Below are 16,508 nucleotides of genomic sequence, written 5' to 3'. Positions count from 1 at the left end.
TCCTCTAAAATGAGGTGCGGATAAGCCTATCTAAATAAATATGCGAATAGTAGCCCTTGTCCCTGGCGGGATTAGCGATCAAATTCTGTTCTTCCCCACTCTCGACGACCTCAAACAAAATTACCCCGAAGCTGAAATTGATGTGGTCGTCCAACCTAAGTCAGTGGGTGCCTATCGAGTCTGTAAGTCTGTCAAAGATGTGTTTGCCTACGATTTTACGGATCGCAATAGTTTGGCAGATTGGGGCAATATCTTGGGTACGATCCGCGATCGCGAATATGATATCGCCATCTCTTTGAATCAAACTTGGTTATCAGGTCTGTTACTTTGGTTGACTGGTATTCCTCAACGGATTGGCTATAGTGGTCAAGCTCAACTCTTTCTCACTACTTCTGTTCCCAAAAAATCAGAACAATATACTGCCGCAATGTACCATGATTTACTACAAGGACTAAGCATTACTTCTGCTTGTCCACCAGTAGAAGTTAATGTACCAAAGCAAGACATTCAATGGGCAGAAGCGGAACAGAAACGGTTGGGAATTTCTGATAGTGGCTATGTTTTAATTCAAATTGGTCAGGGTGAAAACTCTTACCGGGTGGAAAACTGGCGGCAAATTATTCAAGATTTTCAACAACGTCAGCCTTCTTTACCAGTGGTGTTAATCTTGGATGCTGATAGCCAAGCTGTAGTTAGTCAATTGTTGCAATCTTTCCCAGATTTGAAGGTAACAGCCCCAGAAGATTTGGGTAAACTGGCAGCAATGATTGCTGGATCGAGTTTGTTGCTTTGTACTGATAGTGCAGCGATGCAGTTAGGAGTAGGAGTACAAACTTATCTGATCGCTTTATTTGGTGCTAGCGATCCAAAAAAAGTGTTGCCTTCAAGCGATCGCATTCTCGTCATTAAATCCCCAAGTGGCAAAATAGCAGACATCTCACCAAATACCATTTTGGAAAAGGTTTGGGCAGGATAAACTGATTTTTGATATCGGTTCTGTCGCCCTTGCAACTAAAGTCGCGGGCTATACAGACAAAACCTGCCGATGCAGGTTAACAGTCCTTGTCAAGCGGACTTTGTTTGTGTAGTCGCGGTTTTAACCGCCAAAACAATATCCAACATTTTCATGAATCCCAAGTCCGAAATCCAAAATTCCTACCCCTCTCAAGCAGCTGTTTTTCTCGATCGCGATGGTGTATTAAATGTCGAAGCAGGTTACATTCACAATGTCACCGATTTACATTTAATTCCCGGTGTCGCTAGCGCAGTCCGTCGCTTAAATGATTTAGGCATCTTTTGTTGTCTAGTTTCTAATCAATCTGGCCCTGCTAGAGGTTATTATCCAATTGACCACGTAGAAGCATTACATCAGCGATTGTGTCAACTATTGCAAGCCGAAGCAGGTGCTTATTTAAATTCTTTATATTATTGCCCTTACCTGAGTCCACCAGAAGGCGGAACTAACCCAGAATTTAGCCTTTGGAGTACTTGGCGTAAACCTAATACTGGAATGTTAGTCGCCGCCGCTTGGGAACACAACTTAGACCTGGGTCAAAGTTTTATGGTTGGCGACAAAGCCACAGATGTGGATATGGCGCATAATGCTGGTTGTCGTGGAATTCTAGTACAAACTGGTTTTGGTCGCAGTGTGTTAAGTGGCGCTTACCAACACCATACTCAACCGGATTATATCGCTACAGATTTAGCGGCTGCCGTTGTATGGATCTGCGAGCAATTGGGTAACTTATAAATATAGGCATAATTAAGTAATTTCCCCATGAATACTACCACAACTCTTCATAAAACAAGCCCTGCTGGTACTTGGACAATTACAGCAGCAGAAACGATCGATCGAACCCCCTATTCCGGTACAGTCCAAATTCAACAGATGGGGCAACTTTATAGTATGTCTTGGTTGACTACTTTGGGCGATTATCCGGGTATGGGATTTTTTGAGAACGGCAATCTTTACGCCGCTTGTAGTGCTCATCCAGCCTACGGAATTAGCCTTTATCAGATCAATTCTGATGGCACTTTAGATGGGAAATGGGCGGCTGCTTATAATCCCGGAATTGTGGATACAGAAAAGGCTGTTGGTGGTACGCCTAACCAAGTTGCAGGTACTTATAATGTTCACGGTACTTTTAACAAAACTGGCAGTTACGAAGGTGTTCTCCAAGTAACTCCATTGGGGGAATTTTATCAGATTTCTTGGTTGGTGGGAAATGAGTATAAAGGTGTAGGTTTGCAAGTGAACGATCGGTTAATTGTCGCTTGGGGTGAAGGTAGCGTTTTTGGTTTACACTACCAAATTCAAGGCGATCGAGCTATCGGTAGTTGGGCAATGCGTGAACATTCTACCCTGGCTACAGAAACTTTATACCGGATTTGTTGAAATTAAATCAAAAAAGGCATCATCCATTTCTATTCCAAATGTTAATGCCATTGCTTTTAATTTGGATTTACTCGGTATGCCTTGACTGTTTAACCAATCTGTTAACACAAAGATTTTTTGCACGATATAAAGTTCTAAGGCTTGCGGATTATATTGAATTTCATGGCTACGGGGATGGAATTCGTGGGGTACTAGCATGGCGGTGTAACGTGCTAGTTCTCCGTTTTGCCAGTTTAATAAAAAGGGTAGCCAAGGGTAAAGGGTATCTAAGCGAATAAACCACAATCTTACTTCGTCAATTTCAGAAAGTTCTCTCGGATCTTCCTCTGGGCGATCGTAGTTGATTTGAAACGAAAGTTGTTGTTCGGATGTAGCGGAAGCACCTGTTTGCAATATCTCTTCGATGACACTTTTGGCGGGTGACAAGTCTAATTTATTTATTTGCTCGGTGTTGATGGATATGGCGATCGGCATAACAATAATTCACCTAAAATTTTACTCTCAAACTTATTATCTACCATTTATGATGCTCAACACCCCTCCAAACCCGGTTTCTTCAATAAACCGGGTTTCTTTGTACCTTCAATAACTGTAAGAACTAATCGTAAAATAAAAAGTTGTTCCCTCACCTAAGTGCGACTCAACCCAAATCCTACCACCATGAAGTTCTACAATCTTTTGACAAATTGCTAAACCAATACCCGTACCAGAATATTCTTCAGGAGTATGCAACCGTTGAAAAATCTGGAAAATTCGTTCAAAACATTTAGGATCGATCCCAATGCCATTATCCTTCACCGCAAATAAGTATTCATTTTCCCGCAATTCAACACTAATCTGAATTTTCGGTGGTTCTTCTCGACGATACTTAATTGCATTATCAATTAAATTTTGAAATAGTTGCACTAACTGAGAACTATCACCTATTACCGTTGGTAAATTATGATAAATAATTGTTGCTTGATTTTGGCGGATTGTTGACTCTAAGTTGCTGCAAACAATCCCTAGTATGCTATTCAAATCTACTGGGTAAAAAGTTTTGGGATTTTTATTGACTCGTGAATATTCTAATAAATCTTCAATTAAATTTTGCATTCTTAAACAACCATTGACTATATATTGAATATATTGATTAGCTTCGGGAGCGAGTTGATTTTCGTAGCGTTGCTCTAAAAGTTGTGCGTAAGTAGTAATAGTAGCTAGAGGTGCTTGTAAATCATGAGAAGCCACATAAGCAAATTGTTCTAATTCAGCATTAGATTGCGCTAATTCTTGATTAGCTTTTTGCAATGCTTCTTCGGCTTGTTGACGAATGTTAATTTCTTTTTGAAACAAGATATTTTGTTCTTTTAGCTGTTTTTGTAATTTGCGTAAACTTAAATGATTTTCGATTCTGGCTAACACTTCATCAACATGAAATGGCTTAGTAATGTAATCTAATGCTCCTAAACCAAAAGCTCTCACTTTATCTATTGTTTCATCTTTAGCACTAATAAAGATTACAGGAATTTCACGAGTTCTTTCATCACTTTTTAGTTGTTCGCAAGTTTGATAACCATCCATTTCTGGCATCAGGATATCTAACAAAATCAAATCTGGTTGACTTGATTTAGCAGCTTTGATTGCCATTGTGCCGTTAATTACGCCGCGAGGTTGATATCCTCGTTCACTTAACAAAGCTGATAAAAGCCGTAAGTTGTCCGGTTGATCGTCAACGAGTAAAATATATTCTTTATCTGCTGCTGTTTGGTTGTCCTTCATTATAAATTTTCTCGGTTAATCAAGTATTTTTGGTATTTCCATATCCATCTAATTTCAAGTGGGATTTAGTAGTTTTTTCATCTTGGTGGACATCTGGATCGAAATTAAGCTAAAGTGGTAATGAGTTTGTTTTAGTTGAACAAACGCCCTAACCTCGCCAAGGACAGCAAGCAGAGTTGGCAGTTGGCTGGTTATATTAGCATAAGTAAAGTAAAAGACATAGAGTAGATATGAGTGATTTACCCAATGAGGTAAGATCGGAAATTATGCAAAATCAAGCGACGGTTAAACCAATTCGGTCTTTAGAGGATGCCCTAGACAAGTGCCAAGCAATGGGAATGCGCTTAAGTCGTCAGCGTCGCTTTATTTTAGAATTGCTTTGGCAAGAGCAGGAGCATTTATCAGCCCGTGAGATTTACAATCGGTTAAATCAACAGGGTAAAGATATTGGTCATACTTCAGTTTATCAAAATTTAGAAGCGTTATCAGCCCAAGGGATTATTGAGTGCATTGAGCGATCGGACGGTCGTTTGTATGGCAATGTCAGTGATTCTCATAGTCATGTTAACTGTGTGGACACTAATCAAATTTTGGATGTTCACATTGAACTACCAGAAGAGATTATTAAATTGGTAGAAGCACAAACTGGTGTAAAAATTATTGATTACACGATAAACTTTTTTGGTTATCGTTCTGCTGAGTCTTCCGAAACTTAATCAGGAACTAAGTTTACTGAAGACTTGTTTTTGGGGTAAATACAGTTGCCAAAAATCTAGCTAATTTTTCTCAATATTAGTCATTTTGATAGCTAAATGCGAATAGTGACGAAATTTTGACCAAGGTGGTTTTCGATGAACCCAACTCAGAATATAATCAAGATATGAAGCTAGTAGAACGTCATATCATCACCAAAAACCATGCTCTCTGGTCAGAAATTGACAAGAAAGCTTTTTTGTCGAAAAACTTGTTCAACCTAGCGAATTATCATTATCGTCAACACTTTTTTCAACACCACCAAAAATTAAACTTTAACCAACTTTACCACCTGCTATCACAAACCTCTGACTACCTCGCCTTACCAACCAAAGTTAGTAAGCAAATCATTCGCCGCTTAGATTCAGCATGGACAAGTTATTGTCAAGCTGTAAAAGTCTGGCAGAAACATCCCGAAAAATTTAATGGTCTCCCGAAAATACCGGGATATAAACATAAAACGAAAGGGCGCAATATTCTCCCTTATCCTCACGAAGCCATCTCAAAAAAAGCCTTAAAAAAAGGAATTTGTCAGCTATCGATGAGTGAAATCAAAATTCCCACATCAGCTAATGTAATAATCGAGACGAGAATTGTGCCCAAAAGTAGTTGTTATGTCATCGAAATAGTTTATGAAAAAGAGGAAGAGACAACCGAAAATCAACAAATCGCAGGTATCGACTTAGGGGTGAATAACTTAATGGCTGTAACTACCAATCAAACAGGCTTGTCACCTCTTTTGATTAAAGGCAGACCACTAAAAGCGATTAACACCTTTTACAATAAACAACGTTCCAGTTTACAATCCCAACTCAAACTCAAACATAATCAACACCAATCTCAAAGATTAAAAAATCTCACTCATAAGCGCAACTGTAGAGTAGATAACTATCTACATACAGCCAGTAGAAGAGTCATCGATTGGTGTAGAGAGCATCATATAGGAATCCTGGTAATTGGGCATAATGCTGCTGTCAAACAATCAGTTAATTTAGGTAAAAGGAATAATCAACAATTTGTGAACATTCCTCATTATCGGTTAATAGAAATGTTGACCTATAAAGCCCAATTGTCAGGAATAAAAGTAGTCATCACAGAAGAGTCTTATACATCTAGGGCTAGTGCTGTAGATGGGGATGCTCTCCCTCAGTATGGAGAAAAAAAACCCCGGTTTCAGGGATATAGAATAGCTAGAGGATTGTATAAAACAGCGAATGGTAGATTATTAAATGCCGATGTAAATGGGTCATTTAATATTACCAGAAAAGTAATTCCTGATGTCTTAGACCAAGGAATAAAGGGTTTGCCGTTTAACCCTGTGGTGCTTGACCCACTACGAATGACTAACCTTTCCGCCTCTTGAGTAGGTTTGAGTAGGTTTTGTTGAGCGGTTCATTCTAGATTAATTCAGTTTCATCTTTATCGAAATCTCTTTCTTCGGGGATCATGGTTCGATCGCCGGGAGCATCTATTATTAATAAAGTTGAGTCAGGCTGTGCAGGTGCAAAATTCACATTAGCATTAGGAGTGATATTGCGTCGCATTCCTGTATCTAAGTTAGCCAAAGCTAGTTGATAAGCGCGATATTGCTCTAGGGAGAACAAAGCACCACTTTTTTCTGCTAAATCTTCAGTTTCTAGATCCATTTTGGCTTCAAAGACACAGGCATTAGTTAAACTTGCCAAATGAAGATTTGCGCCTAACAAATTTGCGCCTGAGAGATTCGCGCCTGTGAGATTTGCAGCCGAGAGATTCGCGCCAGAAAGATTAGTTCCAGAGAGATTTGCCCAAGATAAATTAGCTTCTTGTAAGTTAGCTTTGGATAAATCTGCGCCGACTAATTCGGCACCAAAAAAGTTAGCTTTCCAAAAGTTTGTTTCCGAGAGCATGGCATTTTGCAGACAAGCTCCGGCGAGATTAAGTAACATTAAGCTATGGCGCGATCGCTCCCAGAATGCCAGGGGAGATAACACCGCAGTTCGACCGATTAATGTGAGTAATTGATCCGGATCGAACTCTTCAGGAATTGCGGGATCTCCACAAGGCCAAAATGGGATTTGTCCTTCTCTTTGACAGGTAGATAACAAGAGAAATACATTCAGACCCACAGCAGCATCGATTTGCAGGACATTTAAAGTATTACCTAAAGATTGAAAATGGGAACGAGCATTGTGAGCGATCCCTTCATCTAACCAGCGACCACGACTATAGTAACGGTAGAAACTATAAAGACGTTCTGCAAGTATTTGAAAAGAAAAAGATTTCGGATTGCGAGCTTCTTCTCGACGCAAACGTTCCCCGAGCAATTCTTCTATTTCGCTGCTGAGAATCCCGAAACCTAATAAGTTGTAAAGATGTTGAGCAAGACTAACGGGTGAGTTGAGGGTAAAAATAGTTTCCCCATAAGCATCGGCGACTTTTTGGGTAATCAATTTTAACTGTTGGGCGAGCGCTTCGGCGCAGAGATAATCTCCTAATTTGGGATGGGAAAACTCCACCGAAATCCCTGGATCTTCCGAACTCGAATTAGTTGTAAATGACGAATAAAAGTAATTAAAATAAAAAGGCGGTAAGGGGTAATTAGTAAGTAAGTTATTAGATAAATCTGTAATACTTTCTCCTTCTATTTTTTCGGCAATTTGGGTTTTTAATTCCCGGTTTACAGGATGGGAGTAACGACCACTTTGGAGCAAAGTTAAAGCGCCTGTTTGCATTAGTTGACGCACTTGTTCAGGAGTACGACCTTGGAGTAAATTAGCGATCGCTTCTGAAGAACGACAACTACTAGCCAAACGCTCTCCGGCTGGGATCGCCCGATCTCCCGGGGACATTCCATCGGTTGATTCACCTAATAACCAACGACAAAGGCGATCGGAAATTTCAAACCGTAATTGAGACATCCTACCTATTGGTAACAAACTTTCATTAATTCTGCCACTGCGATACAAAATACCTATTAATAACAACTTTAAAGGTTGATGCACTAACGTAGCAAAAGCTTTGCTCTCCAAGCGAAACTGAAACACTCCATTTTGCTTTAAAAAAGTAAAGAAAGCTTGAGCTAATGATTTAGATTGCAATTTAGACCAACGTTTAAACCATTCTTTCAACTGTTCTTGGTCTAATTGAGTAATTGCCATTCGCTCAAAACAAGCAGGTAAACTATGAGCTAAATTGCTCATAATTGAAGAACGACTTGTAATAAAAATTTTGTGGCGAGGTCGTCCAGAAGCACCTGCAAATTGTTTTTGAAATTCCTGCACTTGGTCAAAAAAAGCCGAAAATTGTCGTTCCGCCACAGGTGAAGCTGGTAATTCATCCAAGCCATCTAAAATTAACAAACAAGGTGGATTTTGTGGCGAAAGCCAACCATCAGCACTGGTGAATTTAGCTAAAGGAAAAGCGCTATCGAGGGTTTGTACTAAACTTCTCCCCAATGTAGCATCGCGCAAGCGAATTACGATCGGCATCCAAGAAGGATAAATTTCTTGAGCAATTTTTGCTGCCCAAATTTGACAGAAACTAGTTTTACCCGTACCGCTTTCACCTTCAATAATGGCAACGCTATCCAAATTAGACAGCTGATTCATTGCCCATTCCATTAAATCAACAGCTGATACAGAATTGGTTGGAGGATTAAAAGAATTTCCTCCGGTTGTGTAGCGCAAGTGAGTTTCTAATTCTGCTTCCACTGGTGTGGCTTTAGGATTAACAAAAATATCCTTTAAAGCAAACAGTTCTCCTAACAGAGGTTCTGATAAAATTTTTAGTAGACTAGCTCGGTAGTTTTCCCGCCCAAGATTAATTGTGGTAGTAACAGCTGGACTTACAGAAGGAACGACAGAGAAAGTATGATCTTGTTCCAGGATTTCTAATTCTTCGCTCTCAACGATATCACTGCTTTCTAAGGTATTCGATAAATTACCCAAACGGACAAATCTTTGTAATTGTGCCAGAGGTAAAGGATTTTCGGCAATTACTGTGAGCAAATGTCCGGGAAGCGCGTGGATTAAACGTTGGGCGACGAGTTTAGCGGAAGTTTCTTCTAATCCATTGCTGACAAACCAAGCGATCGCTAAATTATTCATCTGCTGTACTAAAAAAGACTCCCCAATTAAGGTGAGTGCTTGTTCTGCTTGCGTATCTGTCAATCTCCCCGGACGCAGAGTTTTAATTAAAGCTTGTAACTGAGGATCGGATAAAGTAGATAATCTGGTATTATCTGCCGTTGCTGTAATCGGAACACTTGCTCGGTCTAACCAAGGTCTTTTTTGGATATTTTCTTGTTCTAAAATCTTCCCAAACGATTTAATATGAGCTATTTGGAAAGCTAACCATGTGCCCTCATTGCGCTTTAGTGCGCGTTTGCGGCTCCAATTTCGCAGCAGTTGAACGCTCAACTCAGAAATTGGCTCAATTTGTTGCCAAACAATAGTTAAGGGCTGTTCCAGAAGTTCCGTTAAAGGACTAATATCAAAAGGCGTGAGGCTTTTCACCTCCATATCCTGCACCATGCGAAAAGCAATACCTGCGGTTTGCGCTTCTGGAGTTTGCAGTTGAGAAAGTTCAATATTGTGTTCTGTCAGCCAGTAACGAATGCTAAAGCTCATCCAACTCCTACGCCTACTCGGAAACTGCTCGCTATGGTTAACTTTAATAGATGAGATATCTTTTTCACAGATAAACGCTAACCATAGAACCATTTAATATGTTAGAAGCCTGGAGTCTCAAACAGAATCCAGACCGAATCAAACGAAGAATGGGAGATGTGCCAAGTATGAGATTCCATTTCTCTAGATTCTCTCACTCAATCCATCGCCCTATCCAGTTTAGCCTTTAGCCTTGGGAAAATGGCAATTTAAAGCATCATGACCGAACTGGCACCTGACCTGACATCACCCGATCGCCAAATTAACTTAATACTGGTAGATGATGAACCAGTCTTTCGTACCGGACTGCGCGTTGTTATAGAACGGTTTCCCGATCTACAGGTAGTTGCAGAAGCTCAGTCGGAAACCCAATTAGGGGAAATTTTGGCGCTTCCTAGCACTTCAGTTGATTTAGTCATTTTAGATCTGGATTTGGGTCGAGCGCTACCCCCCGGACAATCAGGACTAGAACTTTGTCAAAGCTTGAAAACTTCACATCCTCAGTTACCTATTTTGTTGTTGAGTTCGTTTCAAGAACCCGTATTACTGGAAGCGGCGCGACAAGTAGGTGCAGAAGGTTTTTGTCTCAAGGGAACGAATATTCCTGATTTAGTCAATGCCATTCGCTTGGTAGCAGGGGGTGGAACTTACGGTTATTCGTCCCCTGTTATGGGGCAAGCAACTACCGTCCAGGCTCCAGAGAGGAAAATTAGCCCAAAACCGGGTTTATTCACTAGTTGGTTTGAGAGAATGCGCCTGTCTGGAGTGCAACAAATCGAAGCGGCTTTGGCCCAAGTCAACGAAGAGTTAAAAGATTCCCGCTTGTCGGTTTTGGATCGGGCAATTTTGGCAGGAAGGCGGCGAGAGTTGTTAGCGGCGAGGCGGTTAGTAAATAGGTTGCTAGCGCCCAGAACACCCGCTAGTATCCCACCAACGCCAGCACCGAGAAGCCCAGGAGTAGCACCGCAGCCCAGTGGGGAACAGCGCCAGGAGAAGAGTTCGGCATTAGTGCGTCAGGAGATCGGTTTGTCGGCTGGGCGATCGCAAATCTTTGAAAACGCTTTCGCCAAAATTCAATATGGTTTAAAAAATCTCACAGGCGCTCCTTTGGAACTTGACATTTTTCGCGAAGATAAAAGGCGCGAATTACTCAACATTGTGTTGCACAAATTAGAAGATATTGTCGATGAATTACGGTTTTCTCAAGTCCAACTTAGTCAATTACCAGAAAAACGTTTGGTGATTTTGTTGGATTTATGGCGCTTGTCGGCTACAGAGTTTTTTGGGAAATACTATACTTTGCAACTCGGAAATCAAGATTTTGAACTTGTACAAGTAATTCTGCAAGATGCCGCAATTGTCGAGTTAGAGATTTTGGAAAAAATTCCCCTATTAACTGATTTATTGGCTCATTTACTGTTTGATATTCCGTTAATAATTGATGGAATTCCTTATCCTGTGGGAACAGTGGAAGCAATGGTAAGAGCCGAATTATTATTGCAAAACATAGTAATTCAAGTGACTAATGCAGTAGTACAACCTCTGTTAAATCATTTAGCTGATGTGGAAGAAGTCAAGCAAAATTTTTATGACCAAAGGTTGGTTTCGACAAGGCAAATTGAAAAGTTTAGAAATGAATTATCTTGGAAATATCGAGTAGAAAGATACGTAAATGAGCCCAAGGCAATTTTTGAAAGTCGCTATAATCTGTTAGTTTTAGATGGTTATGGCATCATCAAAGTTTTTATTTATGCGCCTCGTAATTATGAGTTGCGGGAACTTTCAGGAGTTCCATTAGCGGTGACTTTAGCCTTAGAAACTAGAGATGCGATCGCTCCCCGCGTGCGATCGGTTGTTTCCTTAGTTGGTAGGGGTGCAGTTTATGTTTTAACCCAAGTAGTTGGCAGAGGTATCGGTTTAATTGCCAGGGGAATTCTTCAAGGAATTGGTAATGCTTGGGATGAGACAAAGTTTGGCAGAAATGGCGATCGAGGGAAGTAAGATCGGGAGTAGGGGCGAAGCATTCGGGCGACAATTTATTTGCTCAAACCCTAGATTTTCTGCTCCGTTTGCTTCGCCCCTACAAAGGCAAAAATCCAAAACCCGAGCAGTATTGGGATCGGGAGGTAAAGTTGTCGGAATAATTCATGAATTATCTCGACAACTTTACCTCCTACCCTCAGTTTTAGAAATTGTTGGGATCTTCTCCTAACTCTCTTAGCCTTGCGGCTAGTCTTTCTGCACGTAAACGTTCAGCTTCGGCTTGCTGTTGAGCAGCTTCGGCTTGCTGTTGAGCAACTTCAGCTTGCTGTTGAGCAGCTTCTTCTGGTAACAGGACGAGGTTGCCAGAAGTATCGTAAAAGCGTAGCCAAATAGCCGTTTCTCGATCGATTGTTCCTTGCCAAGTTCCTAACCAAAAATTCAGCGTTTCACACCACAGCCAACCTTGTTCATTTTGGGTTAGTTGCTGATATTGAAACTCACTATTTAAGCGCCAACCTTGTAGGGAATCAGGGTTAAAAGGATCGTAAACAAAGTAATCTCTGGTTCTGAATGTTCGCTGATAGAGATCTTTTTTAATTCCTGTATCTATCTGAGCAGTAGAAGGCGACATTAGTTCCACAATTACATCAGGGTAACGACCTTCTTCTTCCCAAACTACCCAACCTTGACGTTCTCTAATTCCATCAACATCGAGGACGGCAAAAAAATCTGGCCCCCGAAAGTCGCGGTTACGTGCTTGAGTGTTGCTGTAGTAGATGAACATATTGCCACCTGTGTAAAAGTCGGTGCGATCGCGCCAAGCTTGCTGTAGCGATCGAATCAAAACATTCATGGCAATACGATGGCGGTTGCTTTCCAAGGGTTCTCCATCATCAAATATTAAATCAGTGGGAGGCTTATGAAGTTCCCAAGTATCAGCCACCGAAGTTTCGATGATTGTTTCTTGTGTGGCTTCAACTGTCATAGCGTTGTTTTCCCTAATAGCGATCGATATTTTTTAGAGTAGCTTTTTATCAACTTAGTTGTAGGGTGCGTCAGATAGCAAAAATTGGGATTCGATCGCTCTTCTTTCGGCTTCTGACGCACCCTACTAAACTTCAACTGTCATAGCGTTGTTTTCCCTAATAGCGTAAGTTGCTAGTTATTAATTTTGACGGACTTTTCAAGTTGTAGGGTGCGTCAGATAGCAAAAATTGGGATTCGATCGCTCTTCTTTCGGCTTCTGACGCACCCTACTAAACGTAACTAGCAATTTGAGTTAATAGCGATCGATATTTTTTAGAGTAGCTTTGTATCAACTTAGTAGTTACCTCGATATGTAGAGGCGATGCCAGAGCAAAATTAGTTACTATACTTTACTATAAATCTACGAGATTGCCTAGAGAATGAGTTTCCCAGTCAATAAAAATCGCCATAAAACTCAAAAGGAGATGGTGCGATCGCTCACTAAATCCTCTCAAGAATACTTTCGTGGAATAGTTGGTGGCGTAATGTTTAGTTTGCCTCTGCTTTATACAATGGAAGTCTGGTGGGCGGGTTTTTCTATTGAACCATTGCGGATGTTTCTTTATGTCATTGCCACATTTTCTTTACTACTTGGTTATAACCGCTATGCAGGTTTAAGAAGAGATGCTAGCCCATTAGAAGTAGTAATTGATTCTGTCGAAGAATTGGGATTAGGTTTAATTGTTGCTGCTGTTTTCTTATGGTTATTGGGGCGAATTACCGCAGAAATGACATTTAATGAAATTGCCGGAAAAGTTATTGTTGAAGCCATGACTGTTGCGATCGGAGTTTCTGTGGGAACAGCACAACTTGGGGATAACAATAATAGTAAACCTGATACGGGAATGCACGGTGAGCAAAACAATCCAGGTGTTCCTAGTCCCGCAGAGAAACATATTGATTTTTGGGCACAAGTGGTAATTGCTTTATGCGGTGCAGTACTATTTGCTGCTAACGTTGCACCAACAGAAGAAGTAATTGTCATTGCCACACAAATTACTTCGGAAAGATTGCTTGGTTTAGCATTAGTATCAATGATTTTTGGCGCATTAATTCTTTTTTATAGTAACTTCATTAATGCTGAAAAATTTACTCGTTCTTATAGTTTATTTACTATAGTTTCAGGTGTTATTGTTACTTATGCAGTTGCCTTAGTTGCTTCCGCATCTATTCTATGGTTTTTTGGGCGCTTCGATGGACTACCACCAATTATAAATTTAGCAGAAACAGTAGTTTTGGCATTACCAGCCACATTGGGCGCTTCAGCGGGGAGGATATTGCTACAATGAAGAAACTAGAAAAAAATTGGTTAGAATGGGTAATTTTTGCAGTGGGTTTAATTTTGGTTGTCAGCACTTTGGGCTATTTAATTTATGATGCTACAACTAGCAGTGAAGCACCGCCTAATATTGAAGTTAAACTAGGAGAAATTCAACCCCAAGGACAAAATTTTCTAGTTCCTGTGATAGCGACGAATAAGGGAGAACAAACAGCTGAAACAGTGCAAATTGAAGTTGTCTTAGAAAAGGATGGGAAAGAAGCAGAAAGCGCCGAGTTGCAGATTCAATTTTTACCCAGAGGTGCAAAGCGATCGGGTTGGGTTACATTTGAAACAGATCCCCGCACTGTGGAAAAAATTAAAACTCGTGCTGTAGGATTTGAAAAACCGTGATTTCTTGGCAGATGCCTGTATTATGAGAACGCTGATCATTGATAACTACGATTCCTATACTTATAATCTGTATCAGGCGATCGCCCAAGTCAATCAAGAACTTCCTTTAGTAATTCCCAACGACCAAATTTCCTGGGAAGACCTACAAACATTAAACTTTGATAATATAGTAATTTCTCCTGGCCCCGGTCGTCCAGAAAAACCAGCAGATTTTGGCATCTGCAAACAAGTAATTCAAAACATCAAAGTCCCTTTATTAGGAGTTTGTTTGGGACACCAAGGAATAGGTTATTGTTATGGCGGCAAGGTCATTCATGCCCCAGAAGTTAGACATGGTAGACTGAGTAAAGTTTATCATAATAGCTGCGAACTATTTCGAGGAATTCCTCATATATTTAAGGTAGTGCGCTATCATTCCTTACTCGTCGCAAATGAACTTCCAGACTGTCTAGAAAAAATAGCTTGGACAGAAGAAGACGGATTAATAATGGGGTTGCGACATCGACATTTGCCATTGTGGGGCGTACAATTTCACCCAGAATCAATCTGCACAGAATATGGACAAACTTTACTAGAAAACTTCCGAGACATTACCCAAAAATTCAAACTTCAAAACCCAAAAGATTCCCAATCTTGTAGGACAGGCATCTTGCCTGTCATTCCCAATCCTGTCATTCCCAATTCCCAATCCCAAACATTTGAATTAAAAACACGCAAACTAAATATTTGCCCAGATTCAGAACAAATTTTTGTCCATTTATTTCGGGATGAACCGAATGCTTTTTGGTTAGATAGTAGCTTGGTAGAAACTAATCAATCTCGTTTTTCGTTTATGGGAGACGGAAATGGAATAAACAGTTTATTGGTAAGGTACTACAGCGAAAAGCAAGAATTGATCGTCACCCAATCAGAAACAGTAACCCATTGCAGAGAAAGTATTTTCGATTATTTGAAACAAGAAATAGAACGTCGAAAATGTCAGTCAGATGATTTACCTTTTGATTTTAACTGTGGCTTTGTTGGCTATTTCGGCTATGAACTTAAGGGGGAATGTGGTTCTAAGATTGTGCATTCTTCACCTTTGCCAGATGCGATATTTTTACTTGCCGATCGCCTAATTGCGATCGATCACCAAGAACAAACAATTTATCTATTACAACTAATTCAACCCGGACAAATCGAAACAGCAGAAACATGGTTTAATCAGGTACAACATCAACTAGAAAATCTCCCACCACTTCCGCCAATTGTTTCCCAAAAACAACACAAACCTTTAGAATTTCGCTTAAGTCGTTCCTACTCAACTTACATCGAAGATATTCACCAATGCTTAGAAGAAATTCATCAAGGAGAGACGTATCAAGTTTGTTTGACGAATCAGCTTTATATTGAAAATACTCCCGATCCTGTAGAATTTTATCGCGCATTAAGGCGAATTAATCCTGCACCATATTCGGCATTTTTGCGTTTTGGAGAAATTGCGATCGCTTGTTCTTCCCCCGAAAGATTCCTCAAGATCGATCGGCAAAATTGGGTAGAAACAAAACCAATTAAAGGAACACAAAGACGGGGAAAAACACCCGAAGAAGATGTAATTTTGCGGGAATCATTACGGAATAGCGAAAAAGATCGATCGGAAAATTTGATGATTGTCGATTTGTTACGCAACGATTTAGGAAAAGTTTGTGAAATTGGTAGCGTTCATGTTCCGAAATTAATGGATGTGGAAACATTTGCCACTGTACATCAGTTAGTGACGACAATAAGGGGGAGATTGCGATCGGACCTCCAAGCAATAGATTGCATTCAAGCATCATTTCCCGGCGGATCGATGACAGGTGCTCCAAAAATTCGGACTATGGAAATTATCGATCGCTTGGAACAAGAAGCAAGGGGAGTTTATTCGGGTGCGATCGGCTTTTTAGCATTAAATGGTTCAGCTGATTTAAACATTGTAATTCGTACCGCTATTCTAACACCTGAACACACATCTATTGGCATTGGTGGCGGAATTGTCGCACTCTCCGATCCAGAAAAAGAGTTTCAGGAAATGCTACTCAAAGCAAAAGCTTTAATTGAGGCATTAGAGTTGACAACTGAACCCATTTATGAGCCTATTAAGTAGGTAGATGTAAATTGGGCGGGCCGGCTGGCCCCCCCCCACAAAAAGAGTAAAAATTTTTGGGGGGGGATACAGCCCCCCCCACCAAAAAGTTGTTAAACATGTGGGGTGGGGCTCCGGCCCGCCCCCACCCAAAAAAACAAATAT

General features: G+C 40.5%; 13 protein-coding genes. 9 read left to right on the top strand and 4 right to left on the bottom strand.

What is annotated here, in order from left to right:
• Window positions 1-40: 40 nt before the first annotated feature.
• The 3 genes from ACE1CC_RS23230 (at window position 41) to ACE1CC_RS23220 (ending at window position 2,395) form a co-directional block, all read left to right on the top strand.
• Window positions 41-976 carry a glycosyltransferase family 9 protein gene (locus ACE1CC_RS23230; protein ID WP_413272809.1) on the top strand — a complete coding sequence of 312 codons (936 nt, stop codon included), beginning with the start codon at window positions 41-43 and terminating at the stop codon, window positions 974-976.
• A gap of 150 nt (window positions 977-1,126) precedes the next feature.
• Window positions 1,127-1,750 carry a D-glycero-alpha-D-manno-heptose-1,7-bisphosphate 7-phosphatase gene (locus ACE1CC_RS23225; protein WP_413272808.1) on the top strand — a complete coding sequence of 208 codons (624 nt, stop codon included), beginning with the start codon at window positions 1,127-1,129 and terminating at the stop codon, window positions 1,748-1,750.
• 27 nt (window positions 1,751-1,777) lie between these two features.
• On the top strand, window positions 1,778-2,395 hold the full coding sequence (locus ACE1CC_RS23220; protein WP_413272807.1) for a hypothetical protein: 618 nt from the start codon (window positions 1,778-1,780) through the stop codon (window positions 2,393-2,395).
• On the opposite strand, the gene ACE1CC_RS23215 is transcribed toward ACE1CC_RS23220, so the two are convergent.
• Together ACE1CC_RS23215 and ACE1CC_RS23210 are read right to left on the bottom strand one after the other, a co-directional pair.
• A complete protein-coding gene (locus ACE1CC_RS23215; RefSeq protein WP_413272806.1) occupies window positions 2,378-2,869 on the bottom strand; it encodes a CRR6 family NdhI maturation factor in 492 nt (163 codons plus the stop codon). The genes ACE1CC_RS23220 and ACE1CC_RS23215 overlap by 18 nt on opposite strands.
• Before the next feature lie 108 nt (window positions 2,870-2,977).
• A complete protein-coding gene (locus tag ACE1CC_RS23210) occupies window positions 2,978-4,156 on the bottom strand; it encodes a sensor histidine kinase (protein ID WP_413272805.1) in 1,179 nt (392 codons plus the stop codon).
• A 266-nt stretch (window positions 4,157-4,422) separates the two neighbouring features.
• On the opposite strand from ACE1CC_RS23210, the gene ACE1CC_RS23205 reads away from it, so the two are divergent.
• On the top strand, window positions 4,423-4,872 hold the full coding sequence (locus ACE1CC_RS23205) for a Fur family transcriptional regulator (RefSeq protein ID WP_459563900.1): 450 nt from the start codon (window positions 4,423-4,425) through the stop codon (window positions 4,870-4,872).
• Window positions 4,873-5,036: 164 nt separating this feature from the next.
• On the top strand, window positions 5,037-6,272 hold the full coding sequence (locus tag ACE1CC_RS23200) for an RNA-guided endonuclease InsQ/TnpB family protein (protein WP_413272821.1): 1,236 nt from the start codon (window positions 5,037-5,039) through the stop codon (window positions 6,270-6,272).
• Between the two features lie 34 nt (window positions 6,273-6,306).
• Here ACE1CC_RS23200 and ACE1CC_RS23195 read toward each other — a convergent pair whose 3' ends face one another.
• Complete coding sequence (locus ACE1CC_RS23195) at window positions 6,307-9,519, bottom strand: pentapeptide repeat-containing protein (protein WP_413272803.1); 3,213 nt, start codon at window positions 9,517-9,519, stop codon at window positions 6,307-6,309.
• 258 nt (window positions 9,520-9,777) lie between these two features.
• Here ACE1CC_RS23195 and ACE1CC_RS23190 point away from each other — a divergent pair, with 258 nt between their 5' ends.
• Window positions 9,778-11,559 carry a DUF3685 domain-containing protein gene (locus ACE1CC_RS23190; RefSeq protein WP_413272802.1) on the top strand — a complete coding sequence of 594 codons (1,782 nt, stop codon included), beginning with the start codon at window positions 9,778-9,780 and terminating at the stop codon, window positions 11,557-11,559.
• A 184-nt stretch (window positions 11,560-11,743) separates the two neighbouring features.
• Here the strand turns inward: ACE1CC_RS23190 and ACE1CC_RS23185 are convergent, their stop codons facing one another.
• A complete protein-coding gene (locus tag ACE1CC_RS23185) occupies window positions 11,744-12,526 on the bottom strand; it encodes a Uma2 family endonuclease (protein WP_413272801.1) in 783 nt (260 codons plus the stop codon).
• Between the two features lie 421 nt (window positions 12,527-12,947).
• Here ACE1CC_RS23185 and ACE1CC_RS23180 point away from each other — a divergent pair, with 421 nt between their 5' ends.
• Genes ACE1CC_RS23180 through pabB form a run of 3 tightly spaced genes read left to right on the top strand, consistent with a single transcriptional unit; the run spans window position 12,948 to window position 16,364 of the window.
• A complete protein-coding gene (locus tag ACE1CC_RS23180; protein WP_413272800.1) occupies window positions 12,948-13,856 on the top strand; it encodes a TIGR02587 family membrane protein in 909 nt (302 codons plus the stop codon).
• Complete coding sequence (locus ACE1CC_RS23175) at window positions 13,853-14,239, top strand: hypothetical protein (protein WP_413272799.1); 387 nt, start codon at window positions 13,853-13,855, stop codon at window positions 14,237-14,239. The genes ACE1CC_RS23180 and ACE1CC_RS23175 overlap by 4 nt, the downstream gene beginning before the upstream one ends.
• A 22-nt stretch (window positions 14,240-14,261) precedes the next feature.
• Window positions 14,262-16,364 (top strand): aminodeoxychorismate synthase component I, encoded by a 2,103-nt coding sequence (gene pabB, locus ACE1CC_RS23170; protein WP_413272798.1) that lies wholly within the window; start codon window positions 14,262-14,264, stop codon window positions 16,362-16,364.
• The last annotated feature ends 144 nt before the right edge of the window (window positions 16,365-16,508 follow it).

The sequence above is a fragment of the Floridaenema aerugineum BLCC-F46 genome, assembly GCF_041929345.1.
GTDB classification, from domain to species: domain Bacteria; phylum Cyanobacteriota; class Cyanobacteriia; order Cyanobacteriales; family Aerosakkonemataceae; genus Floridanema; species Floridanema aerugineum.
Note: the sequence above shows the minus strand (reverse complement) of the source record. Positions and strands in the feature narration are given on the sequence as shown.